We start from the raw sequence: 23,863 nt of genomic DNA, 5'->3' as shown, positions 1-23,863 counted from the left end.
ATGAGCAAATCGATGAGCAAGCTGACAAAACAGAAAATTCTAACTCCCTAGAGTTAAGTGTAGAGGTTCCTGCTGCAAAGGTATCTAAGAAAAAGTAAATTAAGCTGCGTAGTACCTGATGGACTGAGCAAAGCTGATTGACTGACAAAAGTACTAGCAAACCTTGTCAGTCCAGTTGTCTGACCTACAAAGGCAGAATTCTTGTGGAACGGACATCTTGCCCGTTTATGGTTAAGATTTGTCAGTCAATTAGCTCTTTGACACTACTCGTAAGTTGGGTATCAGCTTTTTTGCATACATTCGTGACCGTATTTCTTCCCTTGACCTTATTCCTCCTTTAGATTCCATTATCCAGCATTACTCTTCTCTCTCTTCTTTAGGCTCTTCTTGGTTTCCTTAATCAAAAAAAAGTTCCACAGATGGAACCTTTTTGTGAATTATTTGCAAATTATGAAAATCAAATCTATCGCTTCGAGTATTGAGGAGCCTTACGCGCTTTCTTAAGACCATACTTACGACGTTCCTTACAGCGAGGGTCGCGGGTCATGTAGCCTTCTACCTTGAGGGGTTTGCGGTTTTCAGGCGCAAGCTCACACAACGCACGGGCAACACCTAAGCGAATGGCATCAGCTTGCCCTGTAACACCACCACCATGAGCATTGACCAAAACGTCATACTCATTTTCCAAACCTAGGGTTTCTAGAGGAGCCTTAACTCCTGCAATGTAGGTAGGGTTAAATTGCAAATAGAGATCACCAGGCTTGCCATTGATCACTACTTTGCCTTCACCAGGCACAAGACGCACACGGGCAACGGCAGTCTTACGGCGACCAGTTCCCCAATAGACAGCACGATTAGAACGTTCAGTGTCAGACATTAGTTTCTCCTACTTTTGCGATGGAATCGTATTAATTACCAAGGTTTCAGGCTGCTGAGCATCATGGGGATGGCTAGAACCCTTATAAACCTTAAGCTTCGTGAAAAGCTGACGACCAAGAGTATTTTTAGGCAACATCCCTTTGACGGCGTGTTCAAGAATGCGCTCAGGTACACGGGCAAGCACCTTGTCAAAAGTTTCTACCTTCATACCGCCTGGACGACCAGAATGTCTTCTGTATAGCTTTTGGGTGGATTTTTTACCAGTGACAGCAATCTTTTCGGCATTAATTACCACCACAAAATCACCTGTATCTAGGTGAGGTGTGTAGATAGGTTTGTCCTTACCGCGCAAAATCATGGCGATCGCCCCAGCAAGTCTGCCGAGACGCTGCCCTTCTGCATCAATCAAATACCACTTACGTTCGGGGTCTTTAGGTAAGTAGCTTTTGTTCGGAGTGAGTGTAGTTGTAGTCATTGATTTCTCTACAAACGAAGTTTATCTATAAATTTAAAAAAGTCTTGCTTAATGGCAAATCAGCAAAGGGATGATCGCTATAACCGATCGCTAAGAGGCAAAGTCCTTGGGGTGGGGCAGCATATTTCACCTCAATACGGCGCTTTGACTGCCAACGCTCTGTAAAAGCCTCAATACTGAGACTGGAACGACCCACGTCCACTAACTGACCTACCAACAAGCGGATCATGCCATACAGAAAACCACTAGCTTGAACCTCGACATGGACATAATCGCCATCGCGCCAACACATAGCTTCCTGTAAATGCAAGCGACTATGGGGACGGCTAGAACCTGCTCTTTGAAAAGCTGCCATATCTTGATCCCCTAGCATAGGCTGTAGAGCTTGGTGGATTAGCGTTTCATCGAGATGGTGGTGGTAGTAGTGCCAACTGAACTGCTTTACAAAGAGATTGGGAATTGCTGCGGTGTAGATCGTGTAACGATAACGCCGCCATGTCGCCGAAAATCTTGCGTGCCAATCGTTGTCCACCTCTGTCGAACCACAGATCAGGATATCTTCGGGCAGATAGCTGTTCAGCACCTTTGCCCAACGGTGGGCAGGGATCATACTCGAAGTATCAAAATGCGCCACTTGGGCGGCAGCATGAACTCCTGTATCAGTGCGCCCAGCACTATGTACAACTGTCAAGTTGCCACAGATTTTAGCGATCGCTTCTTCAATGGTTTGCTGCACAGAGGGATGATTTGGCTGTCTCTGCCACCCGTAATAATGCGTACCTAGATATTGAATAACTAAAGCCACGCGATGGGTAAACTCAGAGTCAGTTGCAAAAGCCATACCTGCACAAGCTAACTAACCAATTTAAACAAGCTGTAAGATCGCCATTTCCGCATTGTCACCACGACGGCTAACAGTGCGGATAATACGGGTATAACCACCATTGCGAGCAGCATAGCGATCCTTGGCTTGACTAAAGAGTAGATCGACTAAGGTAGTTACACGATCTTCCTCAGGCAGTTGCTCTTGTTTGGTTTTAGTCATCGGGCGATCGCTGACAGGCTCACCATCCTTGACCGAAATATCATAAAGATAAGCGATCGCTTGCCGACGGGCATGGAGAGAACCATCCTTGGCAAGGGTAATCATGTGATCAACATTAGAGCGCACAGCATCTGCCTTAGCCCTAGTGGTTTTGATCTCACCTCTGAGAATTAACTCAGTGGTCAAAGCACGCAACAGCGCTTTACGCTGGTCGGCAGCGCGATTAAGTTGAGGGGTTTTACAACGGTGACGCATAGATTTGTACTAAATGAATAAAAAGCTCCCAAAAGAGCCTTATGTTAACTAGACTTAAGCAGCTAAATTAGATCGCCACCTAGATCGCCTTAGAGGTCTTAGACTCGGTTAAAGTTAATCCAAGATGCTGTTTTAGAGCATCCATCACCTCTTCAGCCGACTTTTGACCAAAGTTTTTAATCTCTAGCAAGTCGTCTTGGGTATATTCCAATAGATCGGCAACAGTATTGATTTGTGCGCGTTTGAGGCAGTTGTAGGCTCGCACCGACAATTGCAACTCCTCAATGTGAATTTGCTTAGTTTCATCCTGTTCGTCACGCTCCTGTGGCAAGGATGGCGCAAGGGTGATTTCTTGGAGGGGCGCAAACAGGTTTAACAACACATTAGCCGCTTGGCTAAGAGCCTCTTGAGGCGTGATACTGCCGTTAGTCCAAATATCAAGATGAAGGCTTTCCTTATTGGCTGCATCACCAATACGAGTATCCTTAATTTCATACTTGACCTTCCGAACAGGCATAAACACTGCATCGATTTTGAGGGTGTCAATGGGTGAGCTGTGATCTTCCTTAGAGCGATCTACAGAACGGTAGCCTTTGCCACGCTCAACTGTTAATTCCATTTCGAGGGTTGCGCCCTCACTGAGGGTAGCAATGTATTGATTTGGGTTAACAATTTCAATGTCCGATGGCAAGGAGTGAAAACTGGTTGCCATGACTAGCTTCGGTCCACGCTCTACCAAACGAATGATCTGCGGTGATGAACTGTAAGATTTCAACACTAGTTCCTTCAGGTTGAGCATCAAATCTAGAACATCTTCCCGCACACCAGGAATTGTCGCAAACTCGTGGTTAACACCAGCAATACGAACCGCAGTTACGGCCGCTCCTTCAAGGTTGGCAAGCAACACTCGTCTGAGCGCATTTCCGATAGTAATGCCTTGCCCCCGATCTAGCGGCTCCAGAACAAATTGGCTGTACTGGGTATTGTCTTTTTCTGTGTGGGATGCAACGCACTCAACCTGAAACTGTGCCATATTTGTACCGACTTATGTCTGCAAAAGTAAACGAAAATCAATAGAAGAAATTAGAGAATTACAAAATTACGGATTACGAGTTACGAGATTAATAGTTAATTCGTAGGTTCTAATGCGTAATTAATTACACCCGTCTGCGCTTTGGAGGACGGCAGCCATTGTGAGGAATAGGTGTAATATCACGGATTAGGGTGATCTCTAAGCCCGCAGCTTGCAAAGCCCTTACTGCGGTTTCACGACCTGAACCAGGTCCTGTGACCATCACCTCTACCTGACGCATTCCTTGCTCCATTGCTCTTCTAGCTGCCGACTCTGCCGCAGTCTGGGCGGCAAATGGAGTACCCTTCTTCGCGCCCTTAAAGCCACTAGCACCAGCCGATGACCAAGAGATCACATCACCAACAGTGTCGGCAATGGTCACAATTGTGTTGTTGAAAGTAGACTGGATGTAAGCGACTCCGTTAGGGACATTACGCTTATTTTTGCGTGCGCCAGTTCTACGAGTTGTTTGACGAGCCATTGTTTCTTAATAATCCTTACTTACTTCTTACCTGGAGCCTTCTTCTTACCTGCAACTGTGCGGCGACCGCCACGACGAGTTCTGGCATTGGTGCGGGTACGTTGCCCACGCACGGGCAAGCCCATACGGTGGCGGCGACCTCGATAGCAGCCAATATCTACTAGTCGTTTGATGCTTAGACCCTCAAGACGACGCAGGTCGCCCTCAACTTGAAAGTTGCTTTCTACTTCTTGACGTAAGGTGGTTACTTCAGGATCAGTAAGGTCTTTAACCCTCGTGTCGGGGTTTATTTTGGTAGCTACTAAGATTTTTTTGGCGCTAGTCAGACCAATTCCGTATATATACGTTAGTCCTATTTCGATGCGCTTGTCACGCGGAAGGTCAACTCCTGCAATGCGAGCCACTATGAATCTCCCAGTTTGTTGTTAGTTTTTAGATTTGTACTGCTATTGCCTAATCAAAAGCAGATTACGCAAAGGCAAATTACGAAGACGTAATATTTTACAGCGAACTCTATAATATATGGATAATGGCAACTTCTGTCAATATTTTCTTGGAGTAATCTCAAAACCAATCCTAAAACTGCCCTCAAGTTTGTCGTCAGGTAAGCTTTTGATTTTACTTTGGCGGTTGTGTTTGGCTTTTGCTAGATGTCGCGATCGCTTTCAATGGAGGCTAGGTCAGAGATTGGGCGATAGGTATAGCTAGGGATGGCGGGGCTGTTGGACTGAGAACGTGATGTTTTCATGATATCGTCCTTGATTGCCTCTAAGTCAACATAGCGATCGGCAACGTTGATTAGATGATCGCTGGTCATGGAGCGCAAGCTAACCACTTCAACGCGCACACCTCGATAGCTGGCGGCATCCACTGCATAAGCAAGATCCCCATCTCCGCTGACTAAAACCGCAGTGTCATAAGAGCCAATTAATGCCATCATGTCTACGGCTATTTCCACATCAAGGTTAGCCTTTTTGGAGCCGTCAGGTAGCTGTACAAGTTCCTTAGAAATGACCCGATAGCCATTGCGCCGCATCCACAGTAAAAAACCTTGCTGTTTTTCGTTGGTGCGATCAACGCCTGTGTAGAAAAATGCTCGCAGTAAACGGGAGCCATCGGTGAGGCAGAGTAGTAATTTGGTGTAGTCAATCTCAATGCCAAGTTGTAAGGCGGCGTAGAAAAGATTTGAGCCATCAATAAAGATGGCAACTCGCCCTCGATTTTCTAAAATTTGATCTGGCTTGAAGCCAGAATCTTGCTCGAACGGTAACATATTTTTGCCTATAGAACGCTTGTTATCTAGTGCCGTGGGATGAAGCTTGGGTATTAGCATTGATACTTAAAACCGTCCTAAATGTTTACCTAATCCAGAAAAACCTCTTAAAACTATTGAATAAACTAATTTATATAGCTTTCAAGGCAAATGAGCCTGTTGAAAAACTAGTAGTGGACGTTAAAAGTGATCTTTTAGCGAACTAATCTTTTTATACTAAGTGGGCTTTATCCCAAGACTATGTTGAGGAATAAAATTAAAGAATATATGAAAGAATAAATGGCGATCGCTTTTTGTGTTCTGTGAAAGCTCTGGCTTTAGGTTTAGGACTAGTGCTGTGGGCTAAGCCTATGACCAATACCAAACAAAAAACCAAATCAAAAGCTAAACAAAAGAACTCAAAAAGAATTGATTACTAAGCAAGATATTGTGAAATAAATAAGATTTTATTATTTTTAATGAATGAGATATTTGTTATGATTGGGTTTTGTGACTTGCTAGGGGATTTGAGCAAGGACTATAGATGAATCTCTAGTAAATGAATTACCAATAGATTATTTTTATAGCTTATTTCCAAATATACACTATAAGTAAATATACTCATAGAGGTAGATTTCCATAATTTTGACAGATTAAAAATAACAAAACTTAAAATATAAATTAGCTATTTTGGTCAAAATCGCTCAAAGTACGTCAAATTTATTTTGTTTCAATACGTTGGAATATTGGGGTTGGCGCAGATAGTTGAGTATCTGGTCTTAGGATTCCCCAATTTGTATGACTCCAATCAGGCGGATGAGTTTCATTGAATTCTAGTCCTAGTTGTTTATAGGCATTAATGCTGAGTTGCGGCATGATGGGGGAGAGGAGGTAAACTGCGATTCTGACCGACTCTAGCAAGACATAAAGGATCTCGTTAACTTCTTTCTGATTGCCAGCTTTGAACTGTTTCCAAGGGGCTGTGTCATCGATTAGTTTATTGCAGTTCCAGATTAGCTCTAGGACTTTTTCACTGGCGGCGCGAAAATTAAGATTTTGGTAGTCTGCGGCAACTAGATCCCCAAGGTTTTGTGCTTGTGCCACCACAGGATTTGTGAGTTCAGAGACATCGCTGGGATCATGGGGATCATAGTTGGGGATTAGCTTTTGACAATATTTATTTGCCATGCCGAGGCTACGATTGAGGAGGTTGCCTAGGCTATTGGCGAGGTCAGCATTGATGATCGAGATAAAGCGATCTTCGTTAAAGTCGCCGTCTTTGCCAAATTCGATTTCCTTGAGAAAGTAATAGCGGATCGGGTCTGCGCCATAGCGATCGACTAAATCGTAAGGGTCGATGGTATTGCCGAGGGTTTTACCCATTTTTAGCCCGTCTTTTGTCAGGAGTCCATGACCAAAAACCCGTTCTGGCAATGGTAATTGCGCGGACATGAGCATGGCTAACCAGTAAATAGCATGAAACCTCAAAATATCTTTGCCGATGATATGCAGGTGAAAGGGATACCATTTTTTGATGGCATTAGCCAAAGTTGGCTCATCATCGGGATCGAGCAAGGCGGTTACATAGCCAAGCAGGGCATCAAACCAGACGTAGATTGTGTGGTTGGGATCGCTGGGGATCGGGAAGCCCCAATCGAGGTTGATCCGCGAAATTGAGAAATCCTGTAAACCTTGTTTGATAAATCCGAGAACTTCGTTGCGGCGGCTTTCGGGTTGGATAAATTGGGGGTGATCGGCGTGAAATTGTTCGAGGTGGGCTTGATATTTGGAGAGGCGGAAAAAATAATTGGGCTCATCGCGCCATTCGCAGATGACATTTGTATGGATGGGGCAGTGATGGCTAGGGGGTAACTCGCGTTCTTCTTTAAATTCTTCGCAGGCAACACAGTACCAACCCTGTTGCTGATTTAGATAAATATCCCCTGATTCGTATACCCTTTGAAAAAATTCGTTGACGATCGCCTGATGTTTGGGGGCAGTGGTGCGGGTGAAGCGATCAAAGCGGATATTTAGCTTTTCCCAGAGGCTATAAAATTCGGCAACGGTGCGATCGCAATGTTCTTGGGGGGAGAGATTATTTTTTTCGGCAGTGCGCTGAATTTTTTGTCCATGTTCATCTGTGCCTGTAACGAACATTACGGGATGTCCCTTGAGCCGATAAAATCGCGCAAAGGCATCGGCGGCGATGGTGGGGTAAGCGCTGCCAATGTGGGGGCGATCGTTGACATAGAACAACGGTGTTGTCAGGGAAATCGGTTTGAGGGATTCAGAGGACATGGGTGATGTAATTCAGGACTATTACCATTTTGCAAAAAAATGGCGGCAAATTAGCGGTTTTCTTAAATTAAAAAATGAAATTAAAAAATGGCTACGCCATTTTTTAATTTCGGATCAGACTCGTCTAAGGACAAATACATTGCCCTCGTTGCCGCGCCCAATGCGTAAGTCTTGATCGATATATGTGGTTTCTAGCCAACCCTTTTGATCGGTACGCTTAATTTGGGCATCGATCGCTAATAATTTTTTTGGCGATCGCAGTCTTTCAATAAAACTATCAATATTTTTATAACCAGCTAAAGTTTGCGAACCCGCCACTAGGCGCTCAAAATTTACTTTAACCCTTTGATCGGAAACTACTGTAAAACTGGCACATACACTCACCAGTCCGCCTAGCAATGGCAAACCTTGCACCTTGGCAACATTGAAAATTTTGGCATCGGACACCCTCAAGCATTGGTAAATTTCACCTAATTTGTATAGAGGAAACTTGTCAATTCCTAGTAATTCCTGACTGGTGGTAAATAGTAAGAGCCAATTGCCATCTAGTAGTTTTGGGGTGCGATTGGGCGTGGGGTTGGGGTTTACCTCTTCGAGGTAGGCGATCGCCGCAAAGATATCTTTGCGCTGGTTATCGGACATTTGTAAGCCGCGATTTACGGGGGCGATCGCTTTGAGCAGATTGGCTTTGCGGGTACTAATATTCATAGGTATACCATCGCACAGGGCTTAAGTTCTAAAAAAATATGGGAGTGCCTTGCACTCCCATATTTTTCCCTAACCCTGACGAGCTTTGAACTTTGGGTTGGATTTGCAAATGACATAGGTTCTGCCGCGACGACGCACAATTTTGCAGTCTTTATGGCGAGTTTTTGCCGATCTAAGGGAGCTAACAACTTTCATGACCTAATCTCTTATGGCTAATTAACTAACGTTGTGGTTAAAATTTTTCACACGGTTTATTATCATATCATAAACACTAGTTATGGTGAACAATTTAAGAGTCTAATTTCTTGACTTGTTGTTGATTTTAAGTACTAAAAGTCTTATTTTGCAAGGGTTTTAGTCAAAGTATTTAGTTGTAAATTCAGCATAAATCGTGATTCATCACAATTGCAAATAAGTGTTATGCTTGCAAGCAAAAGTAGATCAATCACCTTAAAATTAACTAAATAATAACTTTGTAATGCTGCATCCAACTGCCATCCCCTACTTGGTCGCCTTTGCAGTATCTGCGATCGCAGTATGGTTAACTACACCGATCATCCGTCAATTAGGATTAAAAGCTGGATTAGTGGATCGCCCCAATAAGCGTAAAATGCACACAACGCCAGTGGTGCGTGTGGGTGGTGTGGCTATTTTTTTGGGAACTGTAATTGCGCTGCTGCTGGTATGGAGTGCAGGCTGGTTTGGCATCTTACCACAAACTAGAGAATATGAGGTTTGGGGAGTGACCATTGGCGGTGCAGCGTTCTTTCTGATTGGGTTTGCCGATGATTTGTTTAATTTGCCCCCTCTGCCGCGCTTGATTGCTCAATTAGCGGTATCTGCTGCCGCTTGGCGCGTTGGTGTCCGCATCGATTTTATTTCGATCCCTTTTATTGGCATTATCAAATTTGGTTGGTTTAGCTTGCCACTGACGATGGTATGGCTGGCGGGGATGGCTAATGCCATCAATTGGTTAGATGGACTGGATGGATTGGCGGCAGGTGTCACCACGATCGCGGCGGCGATCATTTTAATTACCAGTTTATTTATGAAACAACCAGCCGCCGCCTTGATTGCCGCCGCCTTAGCGGGCGGCTGTTTGGGATTTTTACGGTATAACTTTAAGCCCAAAAGCTCTGCCGAAATCTTTATGGGTGATGGTGGGGCTTATTTCTTAGGATTTACGTTAGCAGGGGTAAGTGTAATTGGGTTGGTCAAGGCGGTGGCAACGGTGGCGCTAATTCTGCCCTATGTGATTTTGGCAGTGCCAATCGTGGATGCAACAGTGGTGATTTTGCAGCGCATCGGGCGCGGTGAGTCGCCCATGGCGGCGGGTAATCAACATTTGCATCATCGCCTTGTGAAAGCGGGAGTATCTAAACGCCTAACGGTGTTATTTATCTATGCGTTGACGCTATGGGTGGGTAGTATTGCGATGGCGGTGTCGGGGATGCCTGCGGGTGGCACCTATGCCGCGATTAGCACGCTGTTGATGATCTATGCCTGCTGGAAGGTATGGCAAAGAATTAGAATTAAAGAAGTACGATCGCCTAAAGAAAATTCTTAGATATTCCCAATCCTATGTTGCCATCCTCAAATATTACTGATGTTGCCTCCCCAAAAACCGCAGCAAAATCCACGCCAAACCCCGACAATTGGCAGATCAAGCTTCTATTTGATGGTGCTTGCCCTTTGTGTGTACGCGAGGTGAATTTTTTAAAAAGGCAAGATCGCGATCGCGGTTTAGTGAAATTTGTAGATATTGCCGCCGATGACTATGAGCCTGCGGACAATGCAGGAATCGACTTTGCAACGGCGATGGGCAGAATCCATGGCATTCTTGCTGATGGTACGGTGGTGGCAAATGTGGAAGTTTTTCGCCGTATTTACGACATTCTGGGCATCGGTTGGATTTATGCAGTGACAAAACTGCCCCTAGTTGGTTGGTTGGCTGATGCTATCTATGGCATTTGGGCTGACTATCGATTGCTATTGACGGGGCGGGGTAGCTTGCAGACAGTGATGGCAGAAAGGGCGGCAAGATTGGCGGCTCAGGACTGTGGCGATCGCTGTAATGTGTAGTTGTGTTGTGGCCGCTTTGCGGCCACAACACAATTAAAAAAAGATTTAAGAATAACTAGGAAATAACAATGATTGGGACATGGCTGGCGATCGCTGCGGTTACCTTTTTGATTGGCTTGGCCCTCAATCAACTATTTCCCAGTGATTACAAATGGTTTATGCGATTGCGTCGCCCGCGCTGGCTAACCTTTGAGCGCTTCATACCTGTAATCTGGATTAGTATTTTCATCTGTGGCATCACCTCCGCAACTTATCTATGGCAATCTACATCTCCCGCTAATCTGATTTGGTGGCTGATGCTCGGCTATGCGATCGTGGAAATTGCAGTGTTGCTTTACACGCCAGTGATGACCAGATTACGCAATGTTAGGATTGGAGCTTTGGTGGGGGCGATCGGCTTTTTCTTGGGACTAATATTAACTGTGCAGGTTTGGCAAATATCAACCATATCAGGATGGTTACTAATGCCCTATTTGCTATGGAGTCCAGTGGGAACCTATGTGACATGGGTGATGGCAAGGCTAAATCCACCCAGCGAATAGCGATGCAAAACGTTGTTAATGTCAGTAGAGACAGCTATATAATTAAATTTATCCAGAGGCAAATTTAATTAAAATCTGATCATGACAGTTAAAAATCTGCGAAACCTGCATTCTCTTAGTATAGTGAATGATGTGGACAGGGATGCTAACAATCGGCAATCCGAAGATGGGGGTGATGTGATTAAGGGACTGACGGGCATTCCCAAAAATTTACCGCCCAAGTATTTCTATGACGATCGCGGTTCGCAGCTATTTGAGGATATTTGCGGGCTGCCAGAATATTATCCCACACGCACCGAGGCGGCGATTTTAGAACAATATGCCGATGAAATTGCTCAATTAACGGGATGTTGTGAATTGGTGGAGTTGGGAAGTGGTAGCTCAACGAAGACGCATTATCTATTGAGCGCCTATCAAAAAATTGCTGCCCACAGCGACCTAGCCGATGCCTTTAGTTACATTCCCATTGATGTGAGTGGGGGCATTCTCAAAACGACCGTTTTGCAGTTGCAGCAACAATATCCCGACCTGACCCTAGAGGGCTTAATTGCCACCTACGAAGAAGCCTTAATGTATTTGGGCAAAAATCATGGGCGATCGCGCATGGTTTTCTTTCTAGGTAGTTCCATTGGCAACTTTACAGAATCTGACGCTAACACATTTTTCGATCAAGTCGCCCATGCACTTAAGCAAGGCGACTATTTTTTATTGGGAATCGATTTGCAAAAGCCCAAGCATATTTTGGAAGCAGCTTACAATGACAGTCAGGGGGTGACGGCAGCTTTTAATTTGAATATACTTGCCCATTTAAATTGGCGCTTTCAAGGGAACTTCGATCTGCAACTTTTTCGACATCAGGCAGTTTACAATGAATCTAAGCATCAAATTGAGATGTATTTGCACAGTCAAGCGCAGCATCAGGTCAATCTAGAAATTCTCGATCTGCAAGTTTCGTTTCAAGCGGGGGAAAGCATTCTTACGGAGATATCACGCAAATTTGATTTAGAAGCATTGCAGCAGCAACTGCGATCGCAGGGGTTACAAACATTAAAAATTTGGACCGATCCGCAACAACTGTTTGGATTAGTCCTCTGCCAGCTATGAGATCTCGCTTGTCAAATATTCTGAGCGATGCTAGTCGCAAATAATCCATGAATTCCATCTATCCCGATATTCAACCGCCAAATCTGCATAAATGCGATCGCCAAGATATTCTGCAATATTTTCAAAGGGCATGGCAAATTGAAACTGATTTATTGAAAAGTATTATTGAGCCTGATACTTTCTATATCAATCCTGATCCTTTACGGAATTTATTAATCTTCTATTTAGGACATTCCGCAGTCTTCTATATCAACAAATTAGTGTGCGTTGATTTGTTGCCCAAGAGAATTAACCCTGATTTTGAAGTTCTCTTTGAGATCGGCGTTGATCCTGAAAAGCCCGAAGATATCCAAGGTATATTTGCGAATTTGCGTCAAGCCGCAGTGGAGCAGGTATGGACTTATCGCCAACAGGTTTATGAATGTATTAGTGAGTTAATTGAGAATCTTACCGATACGGCGGCGATTGACTTTGAGCATCCTCTATGGGCTTTGATGATGGCGATCGAGCATCAATATATTCACATTGAGACTTCATCAATGTTGTTGCGGCAATTGCCCATAGAGAAGTTGCAGCGCCCTAAACATTGGCAATATGCCCCTAGCAACAACCCTAAAAATTCAAGGCTTGCCAATCCGATGATTTCCATTGATGGCGGCATCGTCAAATTAGGAAAACCCCAGAATGACTATACCTATGGTTGGGATATTGAATATGGCGATCGCCTCGTAACAGTTGCCCCCTTTGCTGCCAGTAAATATCTAGTTACTAATGCTGAGTTTCAGGAATTCGTAGAGGCTGGAGGCTATGAAAATCCAGATTTTTGGTCGGAAACGGCATGGCAATGGAAGGTAAATCATCAAGTTCAACATCCGCGCTTTTGGATTGCCCAAGGCGATCATTATCTATACAGAGCCATGTTTGATGAGATTGAACTTCCCTTAGACTTCCCTGTGGAAGTTAATTATTATGAGGCGATCGCCTATTGTCGCTGGCAAAGCGATCGTTGGGGATTGCCTCTCAGACTCATGAGTGAAGCAGAATGGCGGCTTGCGACCTATGGCAATAGCGATCTCGCCGCCGCCCACGAAGACTATAATCTCAACCTCCGCTATGGTTCACCGCAACCCGTTAATCAACTAGCAACCAATGTGGGACTGCATGACCTGCGGGGTAATGTTTGGCAATGGCTTAGCGATCATCTCACTCCCCTGGATGGCTATCAACCTCATCACCTATACAGCAACTATTCCATGCCTTATTTTGATCAGCAGCATTACATGATGGCGGGTGGCTCATGGATTACTAATGGCACAGAGTCAGGTAGATATTATCGCAACTGGTTTCGTCCCCATTTCTATCAACACGCAGGCTTTAGGCTGGCAACTCACAGCGATTTGCGCTAAATTAGCGCCTGCATAACCAAAAGTAGGGGGTAATTCATGAATTGCCCCTACGCTTGAATCAGGATTTCAAGGTCTCTTGCGTAAGTCCTATGGATATTACGTGGCAGAAATTCCTGCGCGTTGTTGCCCTTAATTTCTCCCCCTTCGGCGCGATCGCAAGTTTATTAGTCAATTAGTTACCTGTTAGAATTGATTAATAAATCGTTGCCCTAAAATGATCATGTTCTATCCACCACTTAGCGGCGATCGCTACATCAACCCCCTTACCGACTTTGGCTTCAAGCGCCTATTTGGAAGCGAGCCGAACAAAAATATATTGATTGACTTCCTTAATGTAATCTTGCCACCCCAGCATCGAGTTCAAGATCTGACCTATCACAGCACCGAAAATCTTGGCAATACTCCACTTGACCGCAAAGCCATCTTTGACCTATATTGCCAAAGCGAAAAGGGCGAGAAATTTATCGTTGAGATGCAAAAAGCCAAACATAATTACTTTAAAGATAGAAGTATTTATTACGCATCTTTTCCCATTCAAGAACAAGCCCAACAAGGAAATTGGAACTATAAACTCAACCCAGTTTATACCATCGGCATTTTAGACTTTGTTTTTGACGAAGATAAAGATGATGATAGCTTTTTACATATTGTGGAATTGAAAGACCAAGATTGCAAAGTATTTTATGAAAAATTAAAGTTTATTTATCTAGAATTACCCAAGTTCCAAAAGAGCATCGATCAACTAAGCAATCATTTTGAGAAGTGGCTATTTCTACTGAAACATCTACCTGACTTGGACGAGCCGCCCTTAGCATTACAGGAAAATGTATTCTTGCAACTATTTGAAGTTGCCCAGATTGCCAAGTTTTCTCAGGCTGAAAGAGAAGCTTATGAAAACAGTTTAAAGTATTATCGCGATATGAATGGAGTCATCGAAACAGCTAGAGATGAAGGAAAAGAAGAGGGAAGACAAGAGGGAAGACAGGAAGGACTAGAGGAGGGTAAAGCGATCGCTAAGCTAGAAATGGCGCGTAAGTTGCTAGATGTGCTTGATGATGAGGCAATTAGTCAGGTTTCGGGGCTGAGTGTGGCGGAAATTGCTAAACTTAGAAATGTCTAAATTTTTTGTTGACTTCAGTAAATACCGCTTATAGCAAGAGTGAAAAAACATCTTCTCTTTATCCTGCCCTACCTCAATCAAGGCGGCACAGAAAAACAGGCGCTTAGCCTCATTGAAGGGCTAGGCGATCGCTACAAAATCTCTTTACTTGCCCCCGATGGTAAAGGCGCACCGCAATTTCGGTGCTTGCCAATTTTGCAACGGGAGTTTACGCGCTTAGAATTTAATTTTTTTAAAGGCTTGCCCGAACTAATTAAGGGCATCAAAGAAATTAATCAAGAACAGGCGATCGACTTAATCCATGTCCATGCCGCCCATGAATTAATGATTCCTGTCAAATTAGTTTTAAAAAAAGTACCAATTATTTTTACTGTGCATGGCTATCATGGCGATAGCGCCAAAATCAGCTATCAATTATCCTGTTGGTTTAGCAATCTCTTTGCTAGTCAAGTGATCAGCGTATGTGAAGCCGAATATTTAATTCTCAAAGAATTAGGGTTAAATGCCAAAAAACTCAATTTAATTTATAACGGTGTTAAAGAGCCGAGTCTAGATGCAAACAAATCCATAGAATTTGCCCAAAGATTTAACCTCGATCCCGCAAAGCAAATTATTCTCGGCACAGCCGCCCGTTTAAATGAAGCCAAAGGGCTAACTTATTTACTAAAAGCCTTTGCCGCCCTCACCCCCTCTCCCAATGGGGGAGGGGAGCAGGAATTACGGTTAGTAATTGCGGGTACTGGCGATTTAGAAACTTCACTCAAACAAGAGGCGCAGGATTTAGGAATTAGCGATCGCGTAATTTTTGCAGGCTATATTGATGACTTGCCAAATTTGATGCAGCTATTTGATATTTTTACGCTACCTTCTCTTCAAGAACCATTTGGGCTAGTCTGTGCCGAAGCCATGTCTCAAAGAAAACCTGTAGTTGTTACTAATGTCGGCGGACTTGCTGAACAGGTCAGCGATCACGAAACTGGTTTTATTGTGCCGCCCCGTGATCCTGAACAGTTAGCTCTTAAACTGCGCCAATTGATTGACAATGCTGAACTGCGCGATCGCTTTGCCCAAAACGGCTATGACCGTTACTGTCAAATATTTTCTAGTGAAACCATGCTCAATAAGACAGCCACACTTTATGAGCAGTACTTACTTACTGTCCACTAAGCCTATGGAGTTCTGCCCCTACTTGCACATATGGTTAATAGTGATTGCCAACCTTGCGATGGTGCGCGGCAGTGAGCGTGTCAGACTTTGATACCCGCCCTTCTTGAGCGATCGCATAGATAATCCAATGATCACTACATTCCATCCGACTGTTTACTTCGCACTCGATAAAGGCAAGGGCATCGGTGAGAATGGGCGCACCAAAGGAAGATAGCTGAGTTTTGATCCCTTCAAAACGGTCAGCCCCTGGGGCAAATCGCTTGAGGAAATGCTGCATTAATTTGGTGTAGTTGCCATCCTCAAGCACATTCAAAACAAAGCGATCGCCTACCTGCATAAAGGACTCGATCGCCCGATCCTTCGCCACTGCTACCGTAAAGCCAAGGGGTTTGAAGCTTGCCTGTGCCACCCAAGAGGCTAACATGGCACTGCGAGCGCCCCCCTTGGCTGCGGAAATAATATACAGACCGCCAGCAATGCGCCCAATGGCTTTATCAAGATCGGCATCGATCGCCTTAAGCTGCTTAATATTCTGCTTGCGAGTGAGCATCTGCCCCAAATCAGTCCCTGCCTCATCACAAAGTTGGTAAGTGGCTTCATTGGGGGTATCACGCACCAGAATTGGCGGGAAAGCATTGACCACGCCCAAATCCTTAAACCGATTGCTCAATAAATCAATGGAAGTATCCAGAGCGCCATGGGGTTCATATAGCCCAACCACCTGCTTGGCCGTGGTCGCCGCCAATATCGCGCCGATCGCTGTTTCCACATGGCTATTGCCTGCGGGAGGCGTGCATACTACCACCCCTGCCGCGTGACCAACTAACTCACGCAATTCCTGCAAGTCGATCGCTTTGAGATCCGCCATTTCCACCGCCACACCTGTTTTGGCAATGCCACGGGCGATCGATTGCGATAGGCGATCGCCATAGCCATAGTCGGACACATAGCAAACCACCACATTGGTTTCGCCCTTAGTTTGGGCTTGGCTCCATTGGCGATAATTTTCCGTCAGTTCCTTGACATTGTGCCGCAATAAAGGACCATGACCATTTGCCACGATCGCCGCTTGTGGCAGCTCATCCATCCGCTTCATTGCCGCAATCACAGAGCGAGCATTGGGAGCCATTAAACATTCATAATAAAAACGATAGTCGGGGCTAATGCGTTTGAGGTCTGTGTCATAGGTGGCATCACTGCAATAGTGCATCCCAAAAATATCACAGGTATAAAGAATTGCCGTGCCATGATCAAAGGTCATCATCGTATCTGGCCAATGCAAGTTGGGCGCACTGACAAACTGCAAAATATGCCCCTTACCCAAATCGATTTGATCGCCGTTTTTGACCACCAGTTGCTTAAAAGGATGATGCACCAGATCGTTTAAAAATTGTAACGCCACTTTACTCGCAACCACCGTGACATTGGGCGCGAGGGCTAAAATTTCCTTGACTAAGCCGCTATGATCAGGCTCGGTGTGGCTGATCACCAGATACTCAATCTGGCTGGGATCGATCTGTCCCTTGAGGGTTTGCAGATATAACTCTCGAAATTTGGCATGGGAGGTATCCACGAGGGCTAATTTCTCACCACGAATAATATAGGAATTATAGGTAGTGCCATTTTGTAAACCAAATTCAATATCAAAGCGATCTCGATCCCAGTCCAGCGATCGCAGCGTTGTGGTGTCAGCCGCAATATCTACAACCTGCATCGAGAGGCGACGCTCTATAGGTTGATCCCCAATTCTGCCCGATGGCTTTTCAACTGCAACTACCAAGGTCTTGCCTCCATTACTTAGGTTTTTCTACCTATATTCTAGTGCCGACACTTAGCGATTGCCTATCGAAATTGGGATAAAAATTCCATCATTAACTCTTCTTCGGTCATTTCAACGGGCTGAAGAGATTGCGGTCCCTTCAGAAAATCCTTGATCGTCATGCGGCGATCGCGAAAATCGCGGACAAATTTATGGATCTCTTCCATCGCTCCAACCTGTACTTCCACTTCCAGCAGCGCATCGGCAATGGGATCACCACCATACTTACTGATTTTCTGAAAGGTGGCAGTGATCTCACCTTGTTGTGATTTCTTAGTGAGCTTGAGTTTGCGCTTAACTTCTTCTAGCTGATTTTTTAAGAAATTATTTTCCGACTCGACCTTGGCACAATGACGGGTTAAATCATCGGAACTATCGTGATCGATCAGCAATTCTAGTTCCTGCTGCTTTTCGATCGCCAATAATGTGGCGAGGTCGGCATTTTGATAAGCCATATTAATTTCCTTCATGATCTCCGTCCGAAAAGCTTTCTCGGTTTCATCCGTGACCTTATCGGGGTGAAAGCGATCGGCTAATCTCAAGAAAAGTTGCCGAATCTTTTTTTGCTCTTCACGGTTTGGCTTATTTAACTCTTCAGGAAATTGATCTGGCGATCGCCCCTGCCATTGCCCATCCCCCACATTTTCCCCATCAAAGGCATCGGGATCATCGTCATCATTCATTACCTTAAAGTCAAAAGGTAATTTTTTCATCGAAATCAATCCCTGCATTTGCAGGTTGTAGTAAACCGTTGTAATGTCCTTGCGGGTCTTCTTGCCCAACTTTCTGCCATCCAAAATTTCTTGAAAAACCTCGTGAATTTCCTGATCGAGTTCCACCATCTTCTGCCGAAATGGGGCTAGGCGCTCCGCAATCTGCACCCCAAGCTCTTGGATACTTTCATTAAATTGATCTAACTTTTTTCGATTAGTCTCAATTTGCTTGAGCAGTTTCTCATTTTCCTTTTCTAAAAAATTAAGGCGCAGTCGCAAATCTGAAAGCCCTAGATTACTATCAGTGGGTACAGCCGAGGTTTTAGTTTTAGGTTTTCGCGCCATAGATATCAAATGAGTGAATGACAAATGAGTGAATGAACGGATAGGTGCAGGAGCTTATCACAGTCCAGAATTTTACTATTAATTTGCAAGAAAGGGAATTTTTAGAATGACTTACTAAGCAAAGCTTCACGAAAACTCCCCATGTCTTTATTTTGTCTTGGGATTTTGCAGGAGGTCTAACCAGGATTTTCCTGCGCGATCGCCACATCGTCTTCTACATTGGGTAACAGCCAGCTCAGCAACATTGCGGTTAGTCCACCAGTCGAAATTGCAGAACCAAATAGATTTTTGAAAATTGGTAACTTGCCATCAAAAATCTCAGGAGCAAAAACTACTCCTAAACCCAAGCCAAGGGAAACTGCGACAATAATCATTGAACGGCGATCTAGACCTGCTGATACGACAATGTTTAGTCCTGCCACAGCGATCGAGCCAAACATTACTAAAGTTGCACCGCCCAAAACAGGTTGCGGAATTGCCTGAAAAACACCACCGATAATTGGCAATAATCCCAAAATCACAAAGATTCCTGCAACAAAGAAACCAACATAGCGACTACCTACGCCTGTCATTTGAATCACGCCGTTATTTTGACTAAAGGTAGTATTGGGAAATGTATTTAGTACAGCCGCAATTAGAGAGTTAATGCCATCACCTAAAACACCACCCCTAATACGGCGGATATATACACCACCTTTGACGGGTTCGCCAGAAACAGCAGAGGTAGCGGTCAAGTCACCAACAGTCTCAATTGCAGTAAGTACATAAAGCAGAATGAATGGGAGAAAAGTGCCAAAGTCAAAACTAATGCCATAGCGGAAGGGTAGAGGCATTCTAAAAAATGGCAGTTGGTTCAGGTCGCTAAAGTTAACGATCCCAAGAAACAATGAAGCAATGAAACCTACCGCTAACCCGATCGCGATCGAACCCATCCTTAAGAATCGATTTTTAGACAGTGTAAGCACCACCACAATCAACAATACTGCCCCTCCTAACATGAGGTTTTGAGAACTACCAAAGGTGCCAGTTTTTCGAGATATTTCACCACCTGCGAGGCTAATCATGCCAGTTTTGATCAAGCCTAAGCCAATAATCATAACTACCGTGCCAGAGACAACGGGGGTAATAATTTTGTCGAGGAGATGTAGGAATTGACTCAATATAATTTCTACAAATGAGCCGAAAAGACAAACCCCGAAAATAAGGGCGAGAGCTTGTTCTGGGGAGCCTCCTGAGGCTTTAGCGGCGGCTCCAATTCCCAAAATAGGACCTAAAAATGCGAAACTAGTGCCTTGAAGGCTCAATAATCCTGACCCGATAGGACCAATTCTTTTGCATTGAATAAAGGTACAGATTCCTGACGCAAACAAAGACATACTGATTAAATAACTAGTATTGGCTGCATCTAGACCAAGGCTGGAACAGATAATAATTGGCGGGGTGATAATACCAACAAAAGAAGCGAGGACATGCTGAAAAGCTACAAAAATGGCTTCTGCTATAGGGGGCTTGTCATTTAGACCATAGATTAGTCCAGATTTAGTCACCACCGCAGTTTCGGTAATATCGCTGTCCAAATCATTGCCCAAGCTGTCAACTGGGGTTAGCTCTTGATCTGAGTCCATAGCTTTCTAATTAAGTTATATAAAGATTTTAGTTTGTATACTGTATACAAACGCTAAATATAATTCCGCTAGAATCACTACAATACTGTGGGGGATTTTGCAAAATAAGCCCAAAAATAAGCCCATAGTTGGGGAAATTTGCGTCAATCTTCTCTGGACTGTGTAATTCTCTAAATGTCGCATCTCTATAGTCAAAGCGACATTTCGCGACCATTGCAAAATCGCTAGCTTATCAGCCGCATCTTGTGGCTGATATTACGAACACAGACAGCGATCGCATCCTTTATGTGCGTCTGCCTTGCCACTTGTTAAGTACGAGCCGCGATCGCATAGATCGCCTCGCCCCAAAATGACAGAGCGGCAATAATTTGATTTAGTTGTCTAAAGAACTAAGCTTTACATTTGTAAAGCTACCAAAATCTGATTAAGCAAGCGATCGCAAATATCAATACAGATTTCAGCATCAGCTTTAGTTATCCACTCAAGAATTATTTCGTTCATAAAGCACCTTGCCAAAGTCAACTGCATTTCTTACTAAAGGATCGAATTGCTCGTATCGCCAAATCATTTCACTAGGCGATCTGATAATCAAATCCGTAGCAAATGTTGGTTGTACTTGTCTCCAGATTTCCATTCTTTTTTCGAGTTTGCGCCCAGTAAATTCCATGACAATTAAAAGATCGACATCGGAACTATCATGGGGGACTCCATAGGCATAGGAACCAAATAGAATGATTTTTTCTGGTGAAAATTTTTCGGCAATTTGTTTGGACAATGCTTCGATCTGGCAATCGTTAATTAATCGAGATGCGGTAAGTGTATGATTCATTATCTTTTGCATTTATTCATCTCAACCATTCTCTGATAAATTTAACGCTACTCCAAATACTTAGCGATCGTGTTTACTAAAATATTTATCTCAAGTAGAGACATTCAATTCCTTCAATTTGCAATACAACTCCAAGTGTTATTTGTTGAGGATTACTATTACCATCTTCAACCCATAGCTCAGAATTACTAAGTGAAAGGGTTTGGGTTTCATCTGGATAATAAAATACAATCTTTTTATTGTCTGAAGGTCTTACGATAATATCAATTTTTTGATGATGTTTAAGGATTCCTGTGATATGAGTAGTTCCAACCTCATACCAACCACTACAGTCATATTCAGCGTGAGACTCTAAATATTGTCTAACATTAATCTTGGCTCTTTCTATGATTTCTAGGACATATTGAAGCTTAGAAACCATGTCAAATGCTTGAAATGAAAGGATATATTTTTGAGATATACGAGGATCGCTGATGATACTATTTATCTGATCAATATTAGTAACACCATATGCAATTAGGAAGTCTTCATCAATTTCTTTCATAGCCAAAGAAATATCTTTTCTGTCAGATGTATCAATATTTTCTTTAAGCTTTTCTATCTCAGCTTTTAGTTGATCATTTTCATTTTTTAAATTAGAATTAGTTTGACGTAAATTAATTATTTCTCTCTCTAAGTCACGAACCTTACGCAAATTGCTTGCGACCTCAGCATCATCATATAACTTATGGCGATTTTCAAATAAATCTTCAAAAAGCTCTTTAGCAAGATCTTGATTGCTATCCATCCAGATAATCAACTCATTGAAAATACTTTGAGTTTGCGGCTTACGACTGACTTCTGACAATAGAGGAGTTACAAGACTTCTAATTTCTATAGCAATGTCCTTCTGGAATTTATGACGATTTTTAGGAATCTTTACTTTAAATGCAATATCAATCAGTTCGTCTCTAAAATCCCTTCTCAACTGAAGAGCGATATTCTTGAGAGACTCATCAATCGGTTCTCCCTCTGCAAATAAGTCGTTAATATCGCAAAAAGTTCCATTTTGATTAGGAACAATAGGACTGTCATCTATAAGCAAATAATTCCAATTTTGTTCAACAATTAAGCCAACAAAGACAGATAACCATTCACGAACTTGAGCGTTACTTTCTGATAATGCGTTGCTGAGATTTAGCAGGTTTTCGTACTCAGAGATGTCAAATGTAATATACTCTACCTGTATTTTGTCTGAGATTTCCCAAATATCTGGACTCCACTTATCGATAAATTGTTTTTCAAATGTGTGATCTTTAAATACTTTTTTTGAAATCTCAAATATAAGATTCTTGGTTTGATAGAGTGTAGTTTCAACTGGTGGAAACAGTGAAGTCAGTGAATATACTGCAATCCTCTTGTCATCTTCATTTGTATCTTCAGAAATAAGATAATTATTAATTTCTTCAATAACATCTTTTTGAGATTTTGTTTTTAAAAAGCATGAAATTTTTACTGAAGTGTTACAGAGAATTTCATAATAGTCTGTAACAAGTTGAGAACCAATATCTTTCAAAGATGCTTCAATGCCAGTATCATTATATAAATCATTTGGGAGACAAAATTCACCATATTGATTAGGAACTAATTTATATTCTCCATTTTGCAAAAAAGAAATAATATTTTTATCTTCCGCAATTTCTAGAAGAGAGAAGTATAGATTTAACCACTCGATAGGTAAATCTATTTCAAATACTTCTTGTAAATCATCTAGTTTTGTGCAATTACTAGAGATATATTCAGACAGTCGAGATACGGTTAGCCGGTGAGAATCATCCCAAATATTATGTTTAAAGATTTTATACCATTCATCAATATGAGTTTTGGCAGGTAGGATGAAAAACTTGACATCAGCAACTAAATCCCATATTGCGTGTCTAATCTCCTTACTTTTATCAAAAGGAATGTCTACAATGATGGAGTTATCTTCATTTTTGAGTGAAACATATGATCCATTCTGCTTTCTCACTAAGGCAGTAATGTAAACTTTATCTTGTATAGGCTTTAAAATGTTTTCTTTGTACCATTGAGTAGAAAGCCAATATGTTTCAAGAGGCATATAAATGTTTGCAAGTTGATATAAGTTTTCCCATTTTTCAATTGCAGCAAAATCAATCAAATGGATATAGTAAGTAGTTAATGTTTTTAAGATTTGCTTATTGAGGTTGATTTTAGTCGTTTTTTTGTCTGTCAAAAAAACACCATCTCTTGGTTCTGTAGGATAGAAGTAGGAACTATTAACAAAGAAAGGGATGCCAAACTTCTCACTTCCTACTAAAGGAAAGTCACAAAAAATCTTTGGAACTTTATCTTGAGATAATTCGCCTATAAATATTTTGTTTTCTTTCTGACTTACGGGTATGGCTATTTCACCATCTAAGCCTTTCAATGAGATAAATTCAAATGAATTATCTGATTCAATTGTGCATTTCTGTATGCTACAAACCCTTAAACTCAAACCATCAATTTCTAGGGGTATTTCTTTGTCAGAGACACTATAATAAACGGGAGCATCCCAAGTTTGCGCTAAGTAGAAATACTTAGCGATGGGGAATTATTAAGAAAAGCTGTACGCAAACGTAAGATCTTTGGAACATTGCATGGATT

Annotated in this window: 23 protein-coding genes; 7 read left to right on the top strand and 16 right to left on the bottom strand. The window is 42.9% G+C overall.

All coding sequences use genetic code 11. The features are described from left to right. Positions 1-463: 463 nt before the first annotated feature. From rpsI to ykgO, 11 genes are all read right to left on the bottom strand, one after another. Positions 464-877, bottom strand: coding sequence for a 30S ribosomal protein S9 (gene rpsI, locus H6F44_RS02090; RefSeq protein WP_190349265.1), 414 nt, complete (start codon positions 875-877; stop codon positions 464-466). 9 nt (positions 878-886) lie between these two features. Next, positions 887-1,354 carry a 50S ribosomal protein L13 gene (rplM, locus tag H6F44_RS02085; RefSeq protein ID WP_190349264.1) on the bottom strand — a complete coding sequence of 156 codons (468 nt, stop codon included), beginning with the start codon at positions 1,352-1,354 and terminating at the stop codon, positions 887-889. A 25-nt stretch (positions 1,355-1,379) separates the two neighbouring features. Continuing rightward, positions 1,380-2,195 (bottom strand): tRNA pseudouridine(38-40) synthase TruA, encoded by an 816-nt coding sequence (gene truA / locus H6F44_RS02080; RefSeq protein ID WP_190349263.1) that lies wholly within the window; start codon positions 2,193-2,195, stop codon positions 1,380-1,382. A gap of 24 nt (positions 2,196-2,219) precedes the next feature. Continuing rightward, the gene (gene rplQ / locus H6F44_RS02075; RefSeq protein ID WP_190349262.1) at positions 2,220-2,654 is read right to left on the bottom strand and encodes a 50S ribosomal protein L17; all 435 of its coding nucleotides are present in this window, start codon (positions 2,652-2,654) and stop codon (positions 2,220-2,222) included. A 79-nt stretch (positions 2,655-2,733) separates the two neighbouring features. Beyond that, the gene (locus tag H6F44_RS02070) at positions 2,734-3,687 is read right to left on the bottom strand and encodes a DNA-directed RNA polymerase subunit alpha (RefSeq protein ID WP_190349261.1); all 954 of its coding nucleotides are present in this window, start codon (positions 3,685-3,687) and stop codon (positions 2,734-2,736) included. Positions 3,688-3,811: 124 nt separating this feature from the next. Next, entirely contained in the window at positions 3,812-4,207 is a 396-nt protein-coding gene (gene rpsK, locus H6F44_RS02065; protein WP_009628986.1) for a 30S ribosomal protein S11, read from the bottom strand. A 20-nt stretch (positions 4,208-4,227) separates the two neighbouring features. Beyond that, on the bottom strand, positions 4,228-4,611 hold the full coding sequence (gene rpsM / locus H6F44_RS02060) for a 30S ribosomal protein S13 (protein ID WP_190349260.1): 384 nt from the start codon (positions 4,609-4,611) through the stop codon (positions 4,228-4,230). A 242-nt stretch (positions 4,612-4,853) separates the two neighbouring features. Further along, entirely contained in the window at positions 4,854-5,480 is a 627-nt protein-coding gene (locus H6F44_RS02055; RefSeq protein ID WP_190349259.1) for a LabA-like NYN domain-containing protein, read from the bottom strand. A gap of 699 nt (positions 5,481-6,179) precedes the next feature. After that, positions 6,180-7,757, bottom strand: a complete 1,578-nt coding sequence (gene metG / locus H6F44_RS02050; protein ID WP_190349258.1) for a methionine--tRNA ligase — start codon at positions 7,755-7,757, stop codon at positions 6,180-6,182. 114 nt (positions 7,758-7,871) lie between these two features. After that, positions 7,872-8,465 (bottom strand): PAP/fibrillin family protein, encoded by a 594-nt coding sequence (locus H6F44_RS02045; RefSeq protein WP_190349257.1) that lies wholly within the window; start codon positions 8,463-8,465, stop codon positions 7,872-7,874. Between the two features lie 69 nt (positions 8,466-8,534). Continuing rightward, complete coding sequence (ykgO, locus tag H6F44_RS02040) at positions 8,535-8,660, bottom strand: type B 50S ribosomal protein L36 (RefSeq protein ID WP_190349256.1); 126 nt, start codon at positions 8,658-8,660, stop codon at positions 8,535-8,537. Positions 8,661-8,943: 283 nt separating this feature from the next. Here ykgO and H6F44_RS02035 point away from each other — a divergent pair, with 283 nt between their 5' ends. From H6F44_RS02035 to H6F44_RS02005, 7 genes are all read left to right on the top strand, one after another. Then, positions 8,944-10,032 (top strand): glycosyltransferase family 4 protein, encoded by a 1,089-nt coding sequence (locus H6F44_RS02035; protein ID WP_190349255.1) that lies wholly within the window; start codon positions 8,944-8,946, stop codon positions 10,030-10,032. Positions 10,033-10,046: 14 nt separating this feature from the next. Next, a complete protein-coding gene (locus H6F44_RS02030) occupies positions 10,047-10,547 on the top strand; it encodes a thiol-disulfide oxidoreductase DCC family protein (RefSeq protein ID WP_190349254.1) in 501 nt (166 codons plus the stop codon). 68 nt (positions 10,548-10,615) lie between these two features. Further along, on the top strand, positions 10,616-11,089 hold the full coding sequence (locus tag H6F44_RS02025; RefSeq protein ID WP_190349253.1) for a TspO/MBR family protein: 474 nt from the start codon (positions 10,616-10,618) through the stop codon (positions 11,087-11,089). Positions 11,090-11,170: 81 nt separating this feature from the next. Continuing rightward, positions 11,171-12,193: an L-histidine N(alpha)-methyltransferase gene (gene egtD / locus H6F44_RS02020; protein WP_190349252.1), complete on the top strand. Its 1,023-nt coding sequence runs from the start codon at positions 11,171-11,173 to the stop codon at positions 12,191-12,193. 47 nt (positions 12,194-12,240) lie between these two features. Continuing rightward, positions 12,241-13,599 carry a 5-histidylcysteine sulfoxide synthase gene (ovoA, locus tag H6F44_RS02015; protein ID WP_190349251.1) on the top strand — a complete coding sequence of 453 codons (1,359 nt, stop codon included), beginning with the start codon at positions 12,241-12,243 and terminating at the stop codon, positions 13,597-13,599. A 220-nt stretch (positions 13,600-13,819) separates the two neighbouring features. Continuing rightward, positions 13,820-14,719, top strand: a complete 900-nt coding sequence (locus H6F44_RS02010) for an Rpn family recombination-promoting nuclease/putative transposase (RefSeq protein ID WP_190349250.1) — start codon at positions 13,820-13,822, stop codon at positions 14,717-14,719. A 39-nt stretch (positions 14,720-14,758) separates the two neighbouring features. Next, complete coding sequence (locus H6F44_RS02005; protein ID WP_190349249.1) at positions 14,759-15,886, top strand: glycosyltransferase family 4 protein; 1,128 nt, start codon at positions 14,759-14,761, stop codon at positions 15,884-15,886. 34 nt (positions 15,887-15,920) lie between these two features. Here H6F44_RS02005 and H6F44_RS02000 read toward each other — a convergent pair whose 3' ends face one another. The 5 genes from H6F44_RS02000 to H6F44_RS01980 form a co-directional block, all read right to left on the bottom strand. After that, on the bottom strand, positions 15,921-17,600 hold the full coding sequence (locus H6F44_RS02000) for a diflavin flavoprotein (protein ID WP_190349354.1): 1,680 nt from the start codon (positions 17,598-17,600) through the stop codon (positions 15,921-15,923). A 128-nt stretch (positions 17,601-17,728) separates the two neighbouring features. After that, on the bottom strand, positions 17,729-18,763 hold the full coding sequence (locus H6F44_RS01995) for a J domain-containing protein (RefSeq protein ID WP_190349248.1): 1,035 nt from the start codon (positions 18,761-18,763) through the stop codon (positions 17,729-17,731). A gap of 176 nt (positions 18,764-18,939) precedes the next feature. Continuing rightward, positions 18,940-20,388, bottom strand: coding sequence for a uracil-xanthine permease family protein (locus H6F44_RS01990; RefSeq protein ID WP_190349247.1), 1,449 nt, complete (start codon positions 20,386-20,388; stop codon positions 18,940-18,942). 481 nt (positions 20,389-20,869) lie between these two features. Beyond that, positions 20,870-21,217, bottom strand: coding sequence for a nucleotidyltransferase domain-containing protein (locus H6F44_RS01985; protein WP_190349246.1), 348 nt, complete (start codon positions 21,215-21,217; stop codon positions 20,870-20,872). An 85-nt stretch (positions 21,218-21,302) separates the two neighbouring features. After that, the gene (locus H6F44_RS01980; protein ID WP_190349245.1) at positions 21,303-23,645 is read right to left on the bottom strand and encodes an FtsB family cell division protein; all 2,343 of its coding nucleotides are present in this window, start codon (positions 23,643-23,645) and stop codon (positions 21,303-21,305) included. Positions 23,646-23,863: the final 218 nt, after the last annotated feature.

The sequence above is a fragment of the Pseudanabaena cinerea FACHB-1277 genome, assembly GCF_014696345.1.
Classification (GTDB): Bacteria; Cyanobacteriota; Cyanobacteriia; order Pseudanabaenales; family Pseudanabaenaceae; genus Pseudanabaena; species Pseudanabaena cinerea.
Note: the sequence above shows the minus strand (reverse complement) of the source record. Positions and strands in the feature narration are given on the sequence as shown.